12 protein-coding genes and 2 tRNA genes are annotated in these 16,236 nt (G+C 76.2%); 7 read left to right on the forward strand and 7 right to left on the reverse strand.

Translation table 11 applies throughout. The features are described 5' to 3' along the window. Nucleotides 1-735: 735 nt before the first annotated feature. From E4P41_RS09510 to E4P41_RS09535, 6 genes are all read right to left on the reverse strand, one after another. On the reverse strand, nt 736-1,788 hold the full coding sequence (locus E4P41_RS09510; RefSeq protein ID WP_135140969.1) for a PHP domain-containing protein: 1,053 nt from the start codon (nt 1,786-1,788) through the stop codon (nt 736-738). Next, nucleotides 1,785-2,333, reverse strand: coding sequence for a DoxX family membrane protein (locus tag E4P41_RS09515; protein ID WP_135140904.1), 549 nt, complete (start codon nt 2,331-2,333; stop codon nt 1,785-1,787). The genes E4P41_RS09510 and E4P41_RS09515 overlap by 4 nt, the downstream gene beginning before the upstream one ends. Nucleotides 2,334-2,546: 213 nt before the next feature. After that, complete coding sequence (locus tag E4P41_RS09520; protein WP_135140906.1) at nt 2,547-3,155, reverse strand: sugar transferase; 609 nt, start codon at nt 3,153-3,155, stop codon at nt 2,547-2,549. Nucleotides 3,156-3,278: 123 nt separating this feature from the next. Then, a complete protein-coding gene (locus E4P41_RS09525; protein WP_135140908.1) occupies nt 3,279-4,616 on the reverse strand; it encodes a hypothetical protein in 1,338 nt (445 codons plus the stop codon). Nucleotides 4,617-4,901: 285 nt separating this feature from the next. Next, nucleotides 4,902-6,338 carry a phosphatase PAP2 family protein gene (locus E4P41_RS09530; protein ID WP_135140910.1) on the reverse strand — a complete coding sequence of 479 codons (1,437 nt, stop codon included), beginning with the start codon at nt 6,336-6,338 and terminating at the stop codon, nt 4,902-4,904. Between the two features lie 64 nt (nt 6,339-6,402). Then, complete coding sequence (locus E4P41_RS09535; protein WP_135140912.1) at nt 6,403-6,936, reverse strand: CGNR zinc finger domain-containing protein; 534 nt, start codon at nt 6,934-6,936, stop codon at nt 6,403-6,405. A gap of 151 nt (nt 6,937-7,087) precedes the next feature. On the opposite strand from E4P41_RS09535, the gene E4P41_RS09540 reads away from it, so the two are divergent. The 5 genes from E4P41_RS09540 (at nt 7,088) to E4P41_RS09560 (ending at nt 12,585) form a co-directional block, all read left to right on the forward strand. Beyond that, a complete protein-coding gene (locus tag E4P41_RS09540) occupies nt 7,088-8,296 on the forward strand; it encodes an MFS transporter (protein ID WP_135140914.1) in 1,209 nt (402 codons plus the stop codon). 88 nt (nt 8,297-8,384) lie between these two features. Further along, nucleotides 8,385-8,473 (forward strand) — tRNA-Ser (locus E4P41_RS09545). Between the two features lie 21 nt (nt 8,474-8,494). Continuing rightward, nucleotides 8,495-8,567: transfer RNA gene (locus E4P41_RS09550), tRNA-Arg, on the forward strand. Nucleotides 8,568-8,774: 207 nt separating this feature from the next. Further along, nucleotides 8,775-9,584 carry a GAF domain-containing protein gene (locus E4P41_RS09555; protein WP_135140916.1) on the forward strand — a complete coding sequence of 270 codons (810 nt, stop codon included), beginning with the start codon at nt 8,775-8,777 and terminating at the stop codon, nt 9,582-9,584. Nucleotides 9,585-9,801: 217 nt separating this feature from the next. Beyond that, entirely contained in the window at nt 9,802-12,585 is a 2,784-nt protein-coding gene (locus E4P41_RS09560) for a penicillin-binding protein (RefSeq protein ID WP_167761007.1), read from the forward strand. Between the two features lie 283 nt (nt 12,586-12,868). Here the strand turns inward: E4P41_RS09560 and E4P41_RS09565 are convergent, their stop codons facing one another. Beyond that, entirely contained in the window at nt 12,869-14,185 is a 1,317-nt protein-coding gene (locus tag E4P41_RS09565) for an alpha-hydroxy-acid oxidizing protein (RefSeq protein ID WP_135140920.1), read from the reverse strand. Nucleotides 14,186-14,573: 388 nt separating this feature from the next. Between E4P41_RS09565 and E4P41_RS09570 the strand changes: the two genes are divergently transcribed. Both E4P41_RS09570 and E4P41_RS09575 read left to right on the forward strand, forming a co-directional pair. Beyond that, nucleotides 14,574-15,509, forward strand: a complete 936-nt coding sequence (locus E4P41_RS09570) for a hypothetical protein (RefSeq protein ID WP_135140922.1) — start codon at nt 14,574-14,576, stop codon at nt 15,507-15,509. Between the two features lie 25 nt (nt 15,510-15,534). Further along, nucleotides 15,535-16,050: a MarR family transcriptional regulator gene (locus E4P41_RS09575; RefSeq protein WP_135140924.1), complete on the forward strand. Its 516-nt coding sequence runs from the start codon at nt 15,535-15,537 to the stop codon at nt 16,048-16,050. Nucleotides 16,051-16,236: the final 186 nt, after the last annotated feature.

The following is a 16,236-nucleotide window of genomic DNA, read 5'->3' on the forward strand; positions in this document are numbered from 1 at the left end:
CTCGGCTACACCGTCACCCTCACCGCAGCAGCCTGACCCCACACTCGAGCCGACCTCGCCGATTGCCGCCGAGGTCCGCTGCAGCGCGCTCGCCGAGCCCCAGTGCGGGTGGCTATTTTCCGGTCAGGGCGCCGGTCGGACGGCGCCGCAGCGGCAGGCATGGAGCGTGGCACTGCTGAACGGGTCGGCCGCACCGTGCCGGAACCAGTGGGCGTGCGGTCGGGCAACGAGCAGCGGGCGTCACCAGTCGGTCCTCCGCTCCGGGAACTCGGGTGTACGGGGCGAGGGCAGCTTCGCGGGCCGACGCAACACCGACTGTGGCCGGACGGTGCACATCCCCGGCGGCGGGCGCTCGTCGACCCTCGAGGGAGGCTCCCCCGGCCGGCGCCCGGGCCTCCGGCCGTACGCGGCTTCGTCCCCCTGGTCAGCGAGCCGGATCGACCGGCCGATCGGGATCGCCGCGATGACGGCGAGCACCAGCCACCCGGCTCCGAGCAGCCACACCCAGCTCATAGACCCTCCCAGGAGCTGGCCCGCGCCTCGTCGCGCGGTTCGGAGATCGGCCCAGGACGACGCGCGCCATTCCATCCTGGCGTCAACGACACCTCGACGGAAGGTCGCCCCGTGATCCCCGAAGTTGGGGAATGCGCCGGCTGGCCTGCTGACCGGGGCCCCGGGGGCGTGCACGGCGCCGTCCTCGCGAGTCCTGCACGGCCGGCTGCCGGCGGCACCGGCTCATCCGGCGGTCCAGTCCAGCAGCTCGTCGGCGGTCCGGCTGTTGACCACGTGCTCGGTCCGGACACCGCACTCGACAGCCCGCTCGCAGCCGTTGCCCTGCCAGTCGAGCTGGCCGGGCGCGTGCGCGTCGGTGTCGATGGCGAACTCGCAGCCCAGCTCGACGGCGAGGTTGAGCAGTCGCAGCGGCGGGTCGAGCCGTTCGGGGCGGGAGTTGATCTCCACCGCGGTGCCGTGCTCGACGCAGGCGGAGAAGACCGCCTCGGCGTCGAAGGTGCTCTCCGGCCGCGGCCGCTGCCGCCGTCCCTCCCGCTGCTCGCGGGGGACCAGCAGCCGCCCGGTGCAGTGGCCGAGGACGTCGGTGTACGGGTTGGCGACCGCTGCGAGCATCCGCTCGGTCATCGCGGCGGACTCGGCCCGCAGGTCGGAGTGCACGCTGGCGACGACGACGTCGAGCCGGCCGAGCAGCTCGTCGGTCTGGTCGAGGCTGCCGTCGACGTTGATGTCGCACTCGATGCCGGTGAGGATGCGGAAGGGGCTGAGCTCCTCGTTGAGCGCGGCGACGACGTCCAGCTGGCGCTCCAGCCGCTCGGGGGAGAGCCCGTTGGCGACGGTGAGCCGGGGCGAGTGGTCGGTCAGCGCCATGTAGTCGTGGCCCAGCCCGATGGCGGCCTCGGCCATCTCGCGGATCGGGCTGCCGCCGTCCGACCAGTCGGAGTGGACGTGCAGGTCGCCGCGCAGGCGGCTGCGGAGCTCGGCGACGTCGTCGGCCAGCGGCAGCAGGTCGCCGTAGGTCTCCTCGAGGCGGGCCAGGTACTCGGGCACCTCGCCGGCGTGCGCCTGCGCGATCGCCGCGCCGGTCTTGGGCCCGATGCCGCGCAGGTCGGTGAGGGTCCGCGTGCGGATCCGCCGGTCCAGCTCGTCGGGGCCCAGGGTGTCGACGACGGCGGCCGCGGTGCGGAACGCCGAGACCCGGTGCGTGGGCTCGCGGGCGCGCTCCAAGAGGAAGGCGATCCTCCGGAGCGCGGCCGCGGGCGGGAGCGGGTCGCTCAGCGGGAGGCCTTCTTGTACTTCTTCTCGGCCTTCTTCTGCGCCTTGGCAGCTCGCTTCTGGGCCTTCTCGATGTTCTTCTCGGTTGCGTCGGCGGCCCGCTGCGCAGCGCGGCGGGCCCGGTAGCCGACCGACGGCCTGCCCTCGGTGTCGACGGCGGCGATCAGCAGCCCGCCGAGCAGGCCGAGGTTCTTGAGGAAGTGCGACATCTGCCCGAAGCGCTCCTTGGGGTCGTCGTGCTCCCAGAAGCGGTGCCCGGCCAGCGTCGTCGGCACGATGCTGGCCGACAGGGCCAGCGCCGACAGCCGGGGCAGCTTGCCGAGCGCGAGCAGCAAGCCGGCGGCCACCTTCACCCCGGCGTCGACCTTGACCCACTGCTCGACGTCCCGGGGCACCTGGACCGGCAGCTGCTTGTCCGCCTGCTCCGCGATCTGGTCGACGACGGGCGTGGCGCCCGGCACCCTGGTCTGCGGGTTCCGCAGGGTGTCGATGCCGCCGTAGACGAACGACGACGCGAGCAGTGGCCGGGCGATCCGGCGGACCAACATGGGGAACCTCTTTCCGTCAGGGAGCTGTCGTCGGCTCAGTGCCCCGCTCCACGCCGGGACACCCTTGATCGGACCGTAGTGAGGTCGCCGGCACTCCGCTGGGTCAACGGACGCGGCCGCTCCGGGCGGGCGGCGCCGGGTACGGCTCCCCGGTCGCTGGCGCGGGCCGTTCGGCGCCCCACTGCTGGACGGCCGGTCGCAGGACCGGGGAGATCAGCGGATTGCTGCACGCCGGAGGGCGCGGGCGGGTGCCGTCCCGGAAAGGGGCAGCGGAGGGCCGGGGAATGCCATCCGGCCGGCGACCACGTCGAGCAGCGTCGGCAGCACGTCGAGCGAGGACCGCTGGAGCAGCCACCCCAGCCGGGTGGTGCGCCCTCGCCGGTCGGTGCACCGGAAGGTCAGCCTCGGCACGGCCCCCGGCCGCGCCCGGCGGAGCAGGACCGGGCCGCGGCTGGTCAGCGCCACGGCCAGGGCCACGGCGAGGAGCACGGGGAGCACGAGCAGGACGGCGAGGGCGGCCACGACCCGGTCCGCGGCAGCGCGCCGCGCCGGCCGCCGGCCGCCGGGCAGCCCCGTGACTGCCCGGCGGCGGGTCCGTCGCCGCGCGGCTACCGCGCCGACGGCGACCGCGGCGGAGAGCGTCGCGACCACCGGGACGGCGGGGAAACCTGCTGCCCAGGCGACGGCCGTGGCGCCCACCGCGGTCCCGCCCGCGGCGAGGGGGAGGACGGGGCCGGGCGGTCTCCTCCGGGCGCCGGCGTGGCCGGCTCGTCCGCCGGTTCGGGAGGCGGCGGTGCGGTGCTGGTACGGGGGCTGCTTCATCTGATGGTCCCTGGGGCGAGGCGCGTCAACAGCGCGCTGTGGAGGCTGGGGCGGAACCCGGGGGGATTCCGGAGGAGGCGCGTCCCGGCCACCGGAGGGGTGTCGCCGGGACGGCGCGCCGGCTCAGTCGGGCCGGGCCCCGGGCCGGTCGGCGGCGGTGACGACGCGGGCGGCCAGGTCGGCCGTGGTCTGCATCCAGGCGTGGGTGAGCGCAGTGGCCCGGAAGGCGCCGACCATCGCGACGAGCTGCAGCCCGCTGCCGTCGTGGGCGTGCGCGGTCCCCGCCGGGTTGCCGCCCGCGCTCGTCCCGGGCGAGGCGGGCGCCGGCGGGGCGGCCGGCACCGACCGGTCGACCGGGGGGACCGGGGGGACCGGGGCCAGCGGGGCCGGCTCCTGGGGATCCGCGGTGGGCGGGGACGGGGCAGCCGGGGACGTCGGCCCGCGGGCCGGGCGGTCCGACCGTGCCCCGGACGCGTCGCCACCACCGACGGCGGTGCCGGACGCGGGCGTGGGGTGCGACGAGATCTCGCCGCACGGCGGGAGCGGCGCCCCGCCGGACGCCTCGTGCTCCGCGGACGACTCCTGCGGCTTGGAGGCCTCCGCCGGCCGGGGCTCCGTGCCCTCGGGCTCCGTGGGCTGGGGCGCCGTGCCCTCGGGCTCGGTGGGCTGGGGCTCGGTGGGCTGGGGCGCCGTGCCCTCGGGCTCGGTGGGCTGGGGCTCGGTGGGCTGGGGCGCCGTGCCCTCTGGCTCGGTGGGCTGGGGCGCCGTGCCCTCGGGCTCGGTGGGCTGGGGCGCCGTGCCCTCGGGCTCGGTGGGCTGGGGCTCGGTGGGCTGGGGCGCCGTGCCCTCGGGCTCCGTGGACTGGGGCTCGGTCGGCTGGGGCTCGGTCGTGCTCCCGGACGCGGGGGCCTCCGGGGCCGGGGCGGGTGCAGGGTCGGCGGGGGCGGGCCTGACCGGGCCGGAAGGCGCAGGGGCGGGTGCGGGCGTGGGCTCCGCGCCGGTGACGGCGGTGCCCGGTGCAGCGGGGTCGGGTGCAGCGGGGTCGGGTGCGGCGGGGTCCGTGGCCGGCGTCTCCGGGGAGGCCGGGTCCCGGGCGTCAGCCTGGGTGCTGGGCGGCGTCCCGCTGGCGGGCGGAGTTCCGCTTCCCGCCGCCGGAGGCGGGTCGTCGGCGGCCGGGGTGTCGCCGTCAGGCTCGGATCCGGACGCGGGCTCCGGGTCGGCGGAGTCGGGCACCTGCTCTCCGTCGGCGTCCGGGACCGGGGTGCCCGTGCTGCCGTTCGCATGGTCCGGTGCGGCAGGCGCCTCGTCGGCCCGGTCCGAGCCCATCGCGCCCAGGTCGGAGCCCGGCGCGCCGGCGGCAGGCGGGGTGTCGGGGAGAGGTGTGGCGCCGCCCGCGGCCCGGGCCGGATCGGCGAGGAGCGCCAGCAGCGCCCATGCGCCGGCGAGGAGCAGCACCGCCACGACCGACCGGCGGCACCAGGACCAGGGGATGGGGCCGGTGGCCGCGGGCAGTGCGGGGCCACGTGCCCTCGCCCGCAGCCCACCCACCTGCGACCCGCCCCCTTCCTACCGGCACGTCCGGCACCGGCCCGCGGAGGGGGCCGGCCGGCTCACCAGAGGGACCATCCGGGCGAGCCGGGGGTCGGGCAACCCCTCCGGGTCCGACGGCCCTGATGCACGGCACGCGCTGACCGTCCGTGACCGCCCGTGTCTCTTGGGTCCCGACCTCGTGGGCGCGCTGGCGGCTCACTCCGTGCGGCAGCAGTAGACCGTCAGCGTCGCGCGCTTGCAGAACAGGAACTCGGTGGCCGCCTCCCCGGTCTCGCCGTCGTAGGCCACCTCCTGCGGGCCCGAACGGGACACCACCCGCACCCGCTCGGCCTGGCTGTCGGTGTAGCCGGAGACACGGTGACTGATGCCGAGCAGCGAGCCGAGGACGGCGCGGATGCGGCTGAACGGTACGTCGGCGCGCAGGTACTGGACGTCGAGCAGCCCGTCCTCGAGTCGCGGCCGCCAGGCGGGGGCCAGCCCGCGCGGGGTGTACCGGCAGTTGCCGACGAAGAGGATCCACACCGACACCGGTCGCCCGTCGAGCAGCAGCGACACCGGCATCCCCCGGCGGAGGGTCTGCGCCGTGGCCACCGTCATCGCCGCCCACCGGCCCAGCCGGCCGGCCAGCGCGTCGCGGCGGCGCACCATCTCCGGGTAGTTGCCGATGCTGGCGGTGTTGAGGAACGGCGTCCCGTTGACCTCGGCGACGTCCACCTCGACCGCCTGCCCGGAGACGACGGCCGCGGCGGCGTGCTCGAGGGTGTGCACGCCGACGTCGCGGGCGAAGTGGTCGAGCGTGCCGGCGGGCAGCACCGCCAGCGGCAGGCCGTGCCCGATCGCCACCGCCGCGGCCGCCGCGACGCTGCCGTCCCCACCGGCGACGCCGATCGCCCGGGCCCGCCCCGACCGGACGGCCTCCTCCAGCAGGCCCGCCACCGTCGCATCCGCGGTGAGCTTCCACGTCTCGGCGCGGGGCAGCAGCCGGCGGACCTCCTCGGCCGGGTGGTAGTCCGCAGGGCCCGAGCGCGGGTTGACGGCGACGACCAGGCCCTCGCCGTCGGGTAGCGCCGGTGCGCGACGCGCCGTCCGCACCCGGGCCGGCGCCGTGGGCCGCACCCGCCGCCAGTGCCGGCTGCCCGCGGCGACCGCCGCGCCGACGGCCAGGCCGGCGACGACGTCCCCGGGGTAGTGCACGCCCACGTGCACCCGCGAGTAGCCGACCGCGAGCGCCAGCGGTGCGAGCGCAGCACCCGCCGCCGGGCACTCCAGCGCGACGCCGGTGACGAAGGCCCCGGCCGAGGAGGAGTGCCCGCTGGGAAAGGAATGCGTGGTCAACGGCCGGTGCAGGAGCCGGTGCACCGGGTGGGCGTCGAGATCGGGACGCCGGCGGCCGAAGACCGGCTTGAGGACGGCGTTGACCACCGCGCTCGACGCCGCCATCGAGCCCAGCCCCCGGACGGCGCCCCGCCGCAGCGCGCCGCGCCGCAGGGCCAGCAGCGCCCCGGCGACCATCCAGACTCGCCCGTGGTCGGCGACGGTGGTGAGCCGGCGCAGCCAGGGGTCGGCGGGGGTGGTCGGCAGCCCGCCGACGAAGGAGTGCAGGCGGGCGTCCCAGTGCCGGGCGCCCCGCATGAGGCCGGACGGTAGTGCGTGTCGGAGTCGCTCGGTGACGGTTTCCGCGCTCGAGCGACTCCGCTCAGACCTTGCGGCGGGCTCGGTAGGCGGCGACGGTCGAGCGGCTGGCGCAGGTGTTGGAGCAGTAGCGGCGACTGGCGTTGCGCGAGGTGTCGACGTAGACGTCGTCGCAGCCCTCGGCCGAGCAGACGCCGAGCCGCTGCCACCCGTGCTGGACGACGACCTGGGCCAGGCCCATCGCGACCGTCGTCGTCAGCTGTTCGAGCGCGGGCGCTGCGCGGCGGGCGTAGTGCAGGTGCAGCTCGCCGTCGTGGTCGGTGGCGTAGGGCTGGGGGCGGGCCAGCGCCAGCAGGGCGTTGAGCCGTTCGATCACCTCGGCCTGTGTGGTGGCGACGGCGACCGCCCGCACCAGGCCGGCGGTCGTGGCGGCCTGGTCGGCCTCGGCGGGGGAGAGGTCGACGTCGCTGCCCGGCTCGAACCACTCGTCGTGGGCGCGCAGGAAGGCCGCGGCCCAGTCCGGCCCGGCGTCCCGGTCGGCGTTGGCCAGGTCGATGGCCAGCTCGACCGCGGTGGACCCGTAGGTGTCGTAGTCCATGCCAATCCCCTACCGCTGATGTGCCGCGGACACGCCGTAGGCGCCGTAACCCACTTGACCGCCTACCGACCCGTCCGTAACGTGTAGGGAGTCAACGGTGTTTGACCCCCTACTCTTCCCGTTTCGCGTGCTACCCCGAAGTGAGTCCGTCGTGCGTTCGTACCTGTCCGTCTGGCGCCTGCCGTCCGCCCCGGTGCTGCTCGTCGCCGGTTTCGCCGGCCGGCTTCCCTCGGCCATGGTCCCGCTCGCGCTGCTGCTCATGGTGCAGCAGCAGACCGGTTCCTACGCCGTCGCCGGCCTCGCGGCGGCGACCTACGGCCTGGCGATGGCCGGGATGGCGCCGGTCCTCGGCCGGCTGGCCGACCGCCGCACCCCGCGGCCGGTCCTGCTGGCCCAGGCCGGCGCCTACCCGTTGCTGCTGACCCTGCTCGTGGCCGTCGTCCTCGGGGGCGCCCCGACGGCCGCGATCGTCGCCGCCTCGGCCGCCGCCGGCGCCGCGACGCCGCTGGTGTCCGGCACGGTGCGCGCGCTGTGGTCCCGGGTCGACCCGCGGGTGCGCGGCACCGCCTTCGCGCTGGATGCCACCGCCACCGAGCTGGTCTTCGTGGCCGGCCCGACTTTCGTCGCCGCGCTGGCGGTGCTGGCCGCGCCGGCGTGGGCGGTCGCGGTGGCCGGGGCGCTCGCCGTGGCCGGCGCGCTCGGCATCGCGACGTCGACGGCGATGCGCAGCTGGACGCCGGTGCCGGCCGCGCAACGGACCAGCCCGTTCGCCACGGTGCTCACCCCCGGCATGCCGCGGGTGCTGCTCAGCGGCGCGGCGCTGATGCTCGGCTTCGGCGCGCTCGAGGTCGCCGTCCCCGCGTTCGCCGACGCCGCCGGCTCGCCCGGCATGTCCGGCGTCCTGCTGGCCCTGTGGTCGCTGGGCTCGGTCGCCGGCGGGCTGTGGTTCGGCGCCCGGGTGGTCAGCGCCTCGCTGCCGCGGCAGTACCGGTGGCTGCTGCTCGGCGTCGCGATCGGTCTGGCCCCGCTCGCCGCGGCGTCCGACCCGTGGGTGCTCGGCGCCCTGCTCTTCCTGGGCGGGACGGCGATCGCGCCGACGCTGACCGTGCAGAACTCGCTGGTCGGTGCGATCGCCCCGGCGCACGCCACCACGGAGGCCTTCACCTGGCTGTCCACGATGGCCACCGGCGCGTCGGCGGTCGGTGCCGCGCTCGGCGGCGCGCTGATCGAGAGCTCCGCCGGGGTGAGCGGCAGCCTGCTGCTCGCCGTCGCCGGGGCCGCGCTCGCGGTGCTGGTGACCCTGGTGCCCGGCCGCCGCCCGGTCCGCCGTCCGGCCGCCTCGGAGCCGGTCGCGGCCTGACCGTGCGGACGGGGGCCCGGGCTGCCGGGGCCTCGTGGGGCGCTGGTAGTCTCTGTCCTCGGTGGTTCCGGGGGGAACTCGGACCCCGGGAGGCTTCGCCTAGTCCGGTCTATGGCGCCGCACTGCTAATGCGGTTTGGGTTAATCCCCATCCCGGGTTCAAATCCCGGAGCCTCCGCGCACGACAACTGAACAGCCCGCACCCGTAGCTCAACGGATAGAGCATCTGACTACGGATCAGAAGGTTAGGGGTTCGAATCCCTTCGGGTGCACGTCCGGTCGAGACAGCACCGCGGCCCCGTCCTCCTCGCGGAGGGCGGGGCCGCGGTGTGTCCGGAGGGGTGCCCGTCTCGGTGTCGAGGGTCTCGGCAGCGGCGTGGCGGGCCCTGGAGACGGGACGCCACCGCCCGAGTTGCGGCCGCTGGCAGCCTGATGTAAAGCTTCGACGGCTACCGTGCGCCCGTGTCCGGACGCGAACGGTGACCGAGAGCCCCTCCCGAGAGTTGCTCCGGCGCGACGCGATCCTCGACGCGGCCCGCTCGGCCACCGAGCGCCTCCTCGACGGGGAGGGCGAGTGGCGCCAGCAGCTGCACGAGATCCTCGGCGCGTTCGGCCGGGCCGCCGAGGTGAGCCGGGTCTTCGTCGCCGACCACGTGGTGGACGAGCAGCGCCTGCTGTGCAGCCGCAGCATCGGGGAGTGGGACGTACCCGGGATCCCCGTCGCGGGCGACGATCCGCAGCTGCAGGCCATGCCGTACGAGCCCGACTTCCGGCGCTGGCAGGAGGTCCTCGGTGGCGGTGACGTGATCGCCGGCTCGGTGCGGGACTTCCCGCCGCAGGAGCGGGCGCTGTTCGAGCCGCAGGGGGTGATCTCCTGTGTCGTCGTCCCGGTGTTCGTCGACGGCGAGTGGTGGAGGCACGTCGGCTTCGACGGGTGCACGAGGGAGCGGACCTGGTCGGCCGCCGAGCAGGCCGCGCTGCGCACCGCCGCGGCCATCATCGGCCTCGCCGTCCGGCTCGAGCGCACCCGCGCCGCGCTGCGCGCCGAGGAGTGCGAGCGCGCGCAGGCGATGGCCCTGCTGGAACGCCGGGTCGCCGCGCTCGGCCAGGTCGCCGCGCACCTGACCGTCGACCAGCCGCTGGAGGCCACCGCCCGCGACGTCGTGCGCATCCTCGTCGCGACCGGCGCCGGCGTGGTCGCGGCGGCGCTGGCCGGTGTGCTGGCCACGATCGGCCCGGCGCGGCGGGCCGCGAAGGTCGACGTCCTGCGGGCGGTCGCCACCGCCTGACGGTCGCGTGCTCCGCGACGGACCGCCGGCGGGCGTTCCCGCCCGGCGAGACCTGCGAACACGTGGCGATCAGGGGCGATGGCCACGTGTTCGCAGGTCCGGGTGCTCGATCACCTCACATTGAGATCTCGTGACGGGGTCGACCGACGCGTGAGGACGGGGGGACCGTGGGCAGGAGACACAGGTACACCGCCGTCCAGCCCTGGAGGTCTTCCGCGTGCGTCGCCGTCCCACCACCGGTCTGCCGCTGCCCGGAGTCGAGGCGGCCGGACCCTGGCGGAGGCGCCGCAGCGCGGCCCTGGCCCGGCTGGGGGTCGCGGTCGTCGTGGCCGGCGCGCTGACGGCGGCGCTGGCCCTGCCCTGGGTCGCCGGGGCCGGCGTGGCCACGCGGTCGACCGCCGGAGTGCTGCACCCGGTCGAGGCCGAGCTCCTCGACCGCACGGCCGTCGGCACCACGAAGGTGCTCGCCGCGGACGGCTCGCTGATCACCGAGCTGTACCGGCGCAACCGCACGGTCGTGCCCAGTGACGCGATCGCCCCGGTGATGAAGGACGCGCTGGTCGCCATCGAGGACTCCCGCTTCTACGAGCACGGCGGGGTGGACGGCGAGGGCCTGCTGCGGGCGCTGGTGCGCAACGTCGCCGCGGGCACGGTGGTCGAGGGCGGCTCCACGCTGACCCAGCAGCTGGTCAAGCAGATCCGGCTGCAGACGGCGCGGACGCCGGAGCAGCGACAGGCGGCCGTCGCCGAGAACCTCGGCCGCAAGCTCACCGAGGCGCAGCTGGCCCTGGGCCTGGAGGAGCGCTACACGAAGGACGAGATCCTCACCCGCTACCTCAACCGGGTGTACTTCGGCGCCGGCGCGTACGGGGTGCACGCCGCCGCGCAGACCTACTTCTCCGTGCCGCCGTCCGAGCTCACCCTCGCCCAGGCCGCCACCCTGGCCGGGCTGGTGCAGAGCCCGAGTCGGTACGACCCGTTCGTCGACCCCGAGGCGGCCACCGCCCGTCGGGACGTGGTCATCGGCCGGATGCTCGAGCTCGGCATGATCGACGAGGCTGCCGCCGCGGAGGCCCGCCGTGAGCCGGTCGTGCTGCAGCCCGGGGGTACGCCGCCGCGCGGCTGCACCGAGGCGCTGATCGGTGGGTTCTTCTGCGACTACGTCCTGCAGTACCTCACCGAGACCGTCGGCCTGACCCGGCGGCAGTTGGAGACCGGCGGGCTGACCATCCGGACGACCCTCGACCCGGCGATGCAGCGCGCCGGGGACGCCGCGGTCCTCGAGGCCCTGGCGATGGGCGACCCGCGGGCCGGCATCTACACGGCGGTCGAGCCGGGCACCGGTCGGGTGCTGGCCATGTCGGTGAACCGGTTGTACGGGCTCGACGAGTCCGACCCGGCCCAGACCACGGTCAACCTCAACCTCGCCGCCGGTCAGGGCGCCGGGTCGACGTACAAGGTGTTCACCGCGGCCGCGGCGCTGGAGGCCGGCTTCGGACTCGAGCACGAGATCACCACCTCGGACCCCTACGTCTCCCGCGTCTACCGGGACGGCGACGGCTGGTACGAGGTCGGCAACGCCGGCAGCTACCCCCGCCGGCTGGACATGGAGGAAGCCCTCTACATGTCCTCCAACACCTACTTCCTCGCGCTGGAGGACCAGCTGGGCAGCGTCGAGGGCCCGGTGCGGATGGCCCAGCGGCTGGGCCTCACCTCCCTGGACCCGATCGCCGACACGATCGTCGCCCAGAACCGGGGCTCGTTCACCTTCGGCGCCGAGCCGACCAGCCCACTGGCCCTCGCCAACTCCTACGCGACCCTGGCGGCCAGCGGCACCCGCTGTGCGCCCACCCCGGTCGACGCGGTGCTCGACCGGAACGGGGAGCCGCTGACCGGTCCGGACGGCGCTCCGCTGCTGCCGGCCGACCGGTGCACGCCGGAGGTGGTCGACCCCGACCTCGCGCACACGCTCACCCAGGCGCTGGTCGAGGTCGTCGAGCCCGGCAACCCCGGGCAGACCGGCCGCCGGGCCCACGTTCCGGGCTATGAGATCGCCGGCAAGACCGGGACGACGCAGGACGACTACTCCGTCGCGTTCGCCGGATACACGCCGCGGATCGCGGCCAGCGTGATGGTCTACGACCCGGTGGCCAACCGGGACGTCGGGCTGAGCAGCGGGAGGGCGGCGGAGATCTGGCGCGATGCGGTCGCCCCGATCCTCGTCGAGCGGGAGCCGGTGCCGTTCCCGCCCGCAGATCCCCGGTACGTCGCCGGGTCGTTCCAGACGCTGCCCGGGGGGTGTGTCGGCTCGTTCGCCGACCGCTGCCGCTCCCTGCTCGGCGCGGCGGGGCTGGGCGTCTCGCTCGTGCGGGTGGACAGCGGGCGCGCGCCGGGCGTCGTCCTGGCCATGGACCCACGGCCGGGCACGGTGGTGGACACCGACAGCACGATCACCGTGCAGGTGAGCAACGGCTCCCGGTGGGCGCCCCCGCCGCCACCGGAGCCCGAGCCGGAGCCGTCGCCCGAGTCCGAGCCGGCTCCCGAACCCGAGCCGGCTCCCGAAGCTGCTCCCGAGCCCGCACCGGCTCCCGAGCCGGAGCCGGCTCCCGAACCCGCACCGGCTCCCGCACCGGCTCCCGAGCCGGAGCCGTCGCCCGAGCCGGGACCGGCTCCGGAACCCGCGCCCACCCCGTCGTCGGCGCCCGCTCCGTCGCCGGCGCCTGAGCCGTCTCCGCAGCCGAGCCCGGCCCCGCAGCCGGAGCCCGCACCGGCACCGACTCCGGAACCCGCACCGGCTCCCACGCCGAGCCCGACGCCGGCTCCCGAGCCGGAGCCCTCTCCGCAGCCGAGCCCGGCATCCGGGTCGACCCCCACGCCGGGACCTGCGCCGTCCCCGCAGCCGACTCCGGCCTCCACGCCGTCCCCAGCTCCGGCTCCGGCCCCCACGCCGTCCCCGCAGCCGACCGCCCCGCCGGCGGATCGCGGCCCCGTGGCCGTCTGACCCGCCCGACACCCCCACCTACCGACGCTGGCGCCGCATGCCACCGCATGCAGAGCACGCGCGTCCGTGGAGAAGAGGGCGTGCTGGGGGAAGGCTGCGACCGACGCCGGCGTCCGACGAGGCGTTGAGGGGCGGGGGGCCGGTCCTGACGGTCTGGCCGCGTTGGTCGGTCCTCCCAGCAGTGGGAGGCCACTCGTTGCCGGCTTCCCCCGCCCGAGACCAACTGTGACCCACGCCACTCCGCAGGGTCAAGCCCGGCTCGGCGTGTCGGTAGGGCGGGGGGTCAGCCGACCCGGCGCAGCACCTCGGGGGTGAGCTGCCCGACCGTCGTGTGACCGCTGAGCCCGAGCGTCAGGTCGAACTCGCCCAGCACATCCGAGAGCACCTGCCGCACGCCATCCTCGCCGGCCAACCCCAGCCCCCAGGCGAACGGCCGGCCGAGCAGCACCGCCCGCGCGCCGAGCGCCACCGCGGTGAGGACGTCGGCGCCGCTGCGCACCCCGCTGTCGAGCAGCACCGGCGCGCGGTCGCCCACCGCAGCCACCACGTCGGGCAGCGCGTCCAGCGCGGCGATCGAGCGGTCCACCTGCCGGCCGCCGTGCGTGCTCACCACCACGCCGTCCACCCCCTCGTCGAGCGCACGACGAGCGTCGTCGGGGTGCAGCACCCCCTTGAGCACGATCGGCAGGCGGGTGCGGGCCCGCAGCCAGGCGAGGTCGGCCCAGGTGATCGAGGGCCGCGAGTAGATGGACAGGAACGTCTCGACGGCGGCCCGGGGCAGGGGCGAGCGCAGGTTGTCCAGGAGGGGACCGGGCCAGGCCCGCGCCATCCCGACCAGCGCTCGCACCGCCGCGACCGTGGGCCGCGGCTGACGGTCCCGGCCGGCGGCGGCGCCCGGCTCGGCCGGCGCGGGGGCCGCCGACGCCGCCGCCCGCTGCTCGACCAGCCGCCGGAACACCGGGTCGGAGGTGTACTGCGCGATGCCCTTGCCGAGCGCGAACGGCAGATGGCCCAGGTCGAGGTCGCGGGGTCGCCAGCCGAGCATCGTGGTGTCGAGGGTGACCACCAGTACGTCGCACCCGCTGGCCTCCGCGCGGCCGACCAGGCTCTCCACCAGCTCGTCCGACGTCGACCAGTACAGCTGGAACCACCGCGGCGACGAGCCCATCACTGCGGCGCACTCCTCCATCGGCACCGACGCCTGGTTGGAGAAGACCATCGGCACGCCCAGCCCCGCCGCCGCCCGGGCCACCGCCAGGTCGGCCGCGGGGTGCACCAGCTCGAGCGCCCCCACCGGGCCGAGGAGGAGAGGGGCGGGCAGCCGCCGGCCGAACAGCTCCACCGACGTGTCCCGGACGCTCACGTCCCGCAGCACCCGGGGGACGACGGCCCACCGGTCGAACGCCGCGCGGTTGGCCCGCTGCGTCGCCTCGTCCCCGGCGCCGCCCGCGACGTAGGCATAGGCGCGGGCGCTCAGGCGCTCCCGCGCGCGGCGCTGCAGGGCCCGGGCGGCGGTGGGCACCCGCGGCCGGTGGCCGTACACCCCCGCGCGGTAGACCTCGTCCTGCCGGCGGCGACCGGTGCCTGTTGCTGAGTCCACCCGGACACCGTAGTGAGCGCTCCGCCACGTGCGCTCCTCGTCCGCGCTCGTCGACCACGTGCCGGACCGTGCTCCGTCTCTGCGTGACCGCGCGAGCCCGGTCACGTCCCGACGGCCGGTTCCCGGCAGCATTTCTGCCGACACGCCGCAGCGACACGCGAGACCCGTCGGCAGCCCCCGGTCCACGAGGCGTCACGCACGGCATCATGGTCGTCACCGGCACACCGCAGGTGTCCCGGCGCAGATCCAGGGGGAAGTGCACGTGCCGGTCGCCACCAGGCCTCGTCGACGGGCCCGACCGCGCGCCCCGGTCCGCTCCTCGCTCGTCGTCCGCCACACCGGTCCCGCGACTGCCGCCGGGAGGTCCGTCGCGACCCTCGGCGCACTGGTGGGCACGCTCCTCTGCGCGGGCATCGCCGTCGCCGGCCCCGCAGCCGCCGTCGACGACCCCGCCCGCCCCGACGCCCGCGTCACCCACGGCCCCAGCTGCCGCCCGGGCGGTGTCGTCGTCGAGGTCACCGGCGGCACGGCCGGCTACGCCGTCACCCTGGCGACCAGCCGCCTCCCCGGAGGAGAGGCCAGCGCCGAGGTGGGACCCGGCGCCGTCGTCGTGCTGAGCACCGGCCCCGTCGACTGGGGCGAGACCATCGACCCGTACCTGGAGTACGTGCCGCTCGACGGCTCGGGCGCCGGCTACGTCGACGAGCTCGTCGGCTACAGCTTCACCCGGCCGGCCCACGAGGACTGCGCGGCCATCGCCCCGCCCACCGGCGCCGGCGTGGTGCCGACCCCCGGCGGCACGCCACCGGCCGTGGCCGGGCCCGCGCCGGACGGCGAGGTCGTGCCGATGCCGGTCCCGGGCCTGCCCGACCCGGGCAGCGTCGGTCCGGTCGACGCCGCGGGAGAGCCGCCCGCCGTCACCGTCTCGGCGCGGGAGGTCGTCGCCGGCCAGGAGGTCACCCTGCGCGGGAAGGGCTTCGGCCCCGGTGAGCCGGTGACCGTCCGGGTGGCCGACGCCGTCCTCACCTCGGTCGTCGCGAGTCCGGACGGCTCGGTCGAGACCGCCGTCCGCATCCCCACCGGCACCTCCGCCGGGCAGGCGGTCCTCGAGCTGGTGGGCGGCGAGTCGGCGTCGAGCGCCGCCGTCGCCCTGCAGGTCGCCGCAGCGGCGACGCCGCTGCCCCTGCCGGACGGCGGCGTCCTGTGGCCGCTGCTGGCCGCGGGCAGTGCGCTGCTCGCCGCGGGTGTGGGCCTCGCCGTCGTCTCCGGGGGGCGGCGGCCGGGAGCCCGCCCGGGGGGACCTGCGCCCTTCGGGAGCGCCTGAGCGCTGCGTCGGCGACGATGGACGGGTGCCCCGCCCCGAGGACGCCCTCGCTCCGGATCTCCCCGCCGAGCACGTGCCCGGCGACGTGGCCGACGTCCCGGGAGCGGCGCCCGGCCCCGCCGAGACCTGGCTGCGCATCGTGCAGGTGCACGACCGCATCACCCGCCGCGTGGACTCCGCGCTGCACCGTCGGCACGACCTCTCGCTCACCGGCTACGAGGCGCTGCGGCGGATCGCCGAGGCGCCCGGCGAGCGGGCCACGATGGGCGAGGTCGCCGAGGCGCTGGGCCTCTCCCGCGCCGGGGTGACCAGCACCGTCACCCGCCTGGTGGCCGAGGGCCTGGTGGTCCGCGAGCGTTCCTCCGGCGACCGCCGGCTGCTGCACGCGCGGCTGACCCCGGCCGGGCGGGCCAAGGTCGAGGAGGCCCGGCCCACCCACGACGGGTTGGTGGCCCACCTGCTCACTCTGTTGGGGGACGACGCCGCCGTCGTCACCGACGCGCTCGCGCGGGTCTCCGCGGCGGCCCGCTCCCGCCGCTGAAGAAGAAGAAGAAGAAGGACCCCGTCCTCCTCACCGCTCGTCGAAGGACCCGTCTTTCCTCACGCCTCGCAAGCTCGGCGCGAGCCTCGGAGCGGGGCCAGGGACCGTGCAGGGGGCCGGGCGCACCGCGTCCGGGACCGCGTCCGGGGACACTTCAAGCCCGTAGTGTTTCCCGTCCGGTCGGGC

This window comes from Geodermatophilus sp. DF01-2 (assembly GCF_004571065.1).
Taxonomy (GTDB): Bacteria; Actinomycetota; Actinomycetes; order Mycobacteriales; family Geodermatophilaceae; genus Geodermatophilus.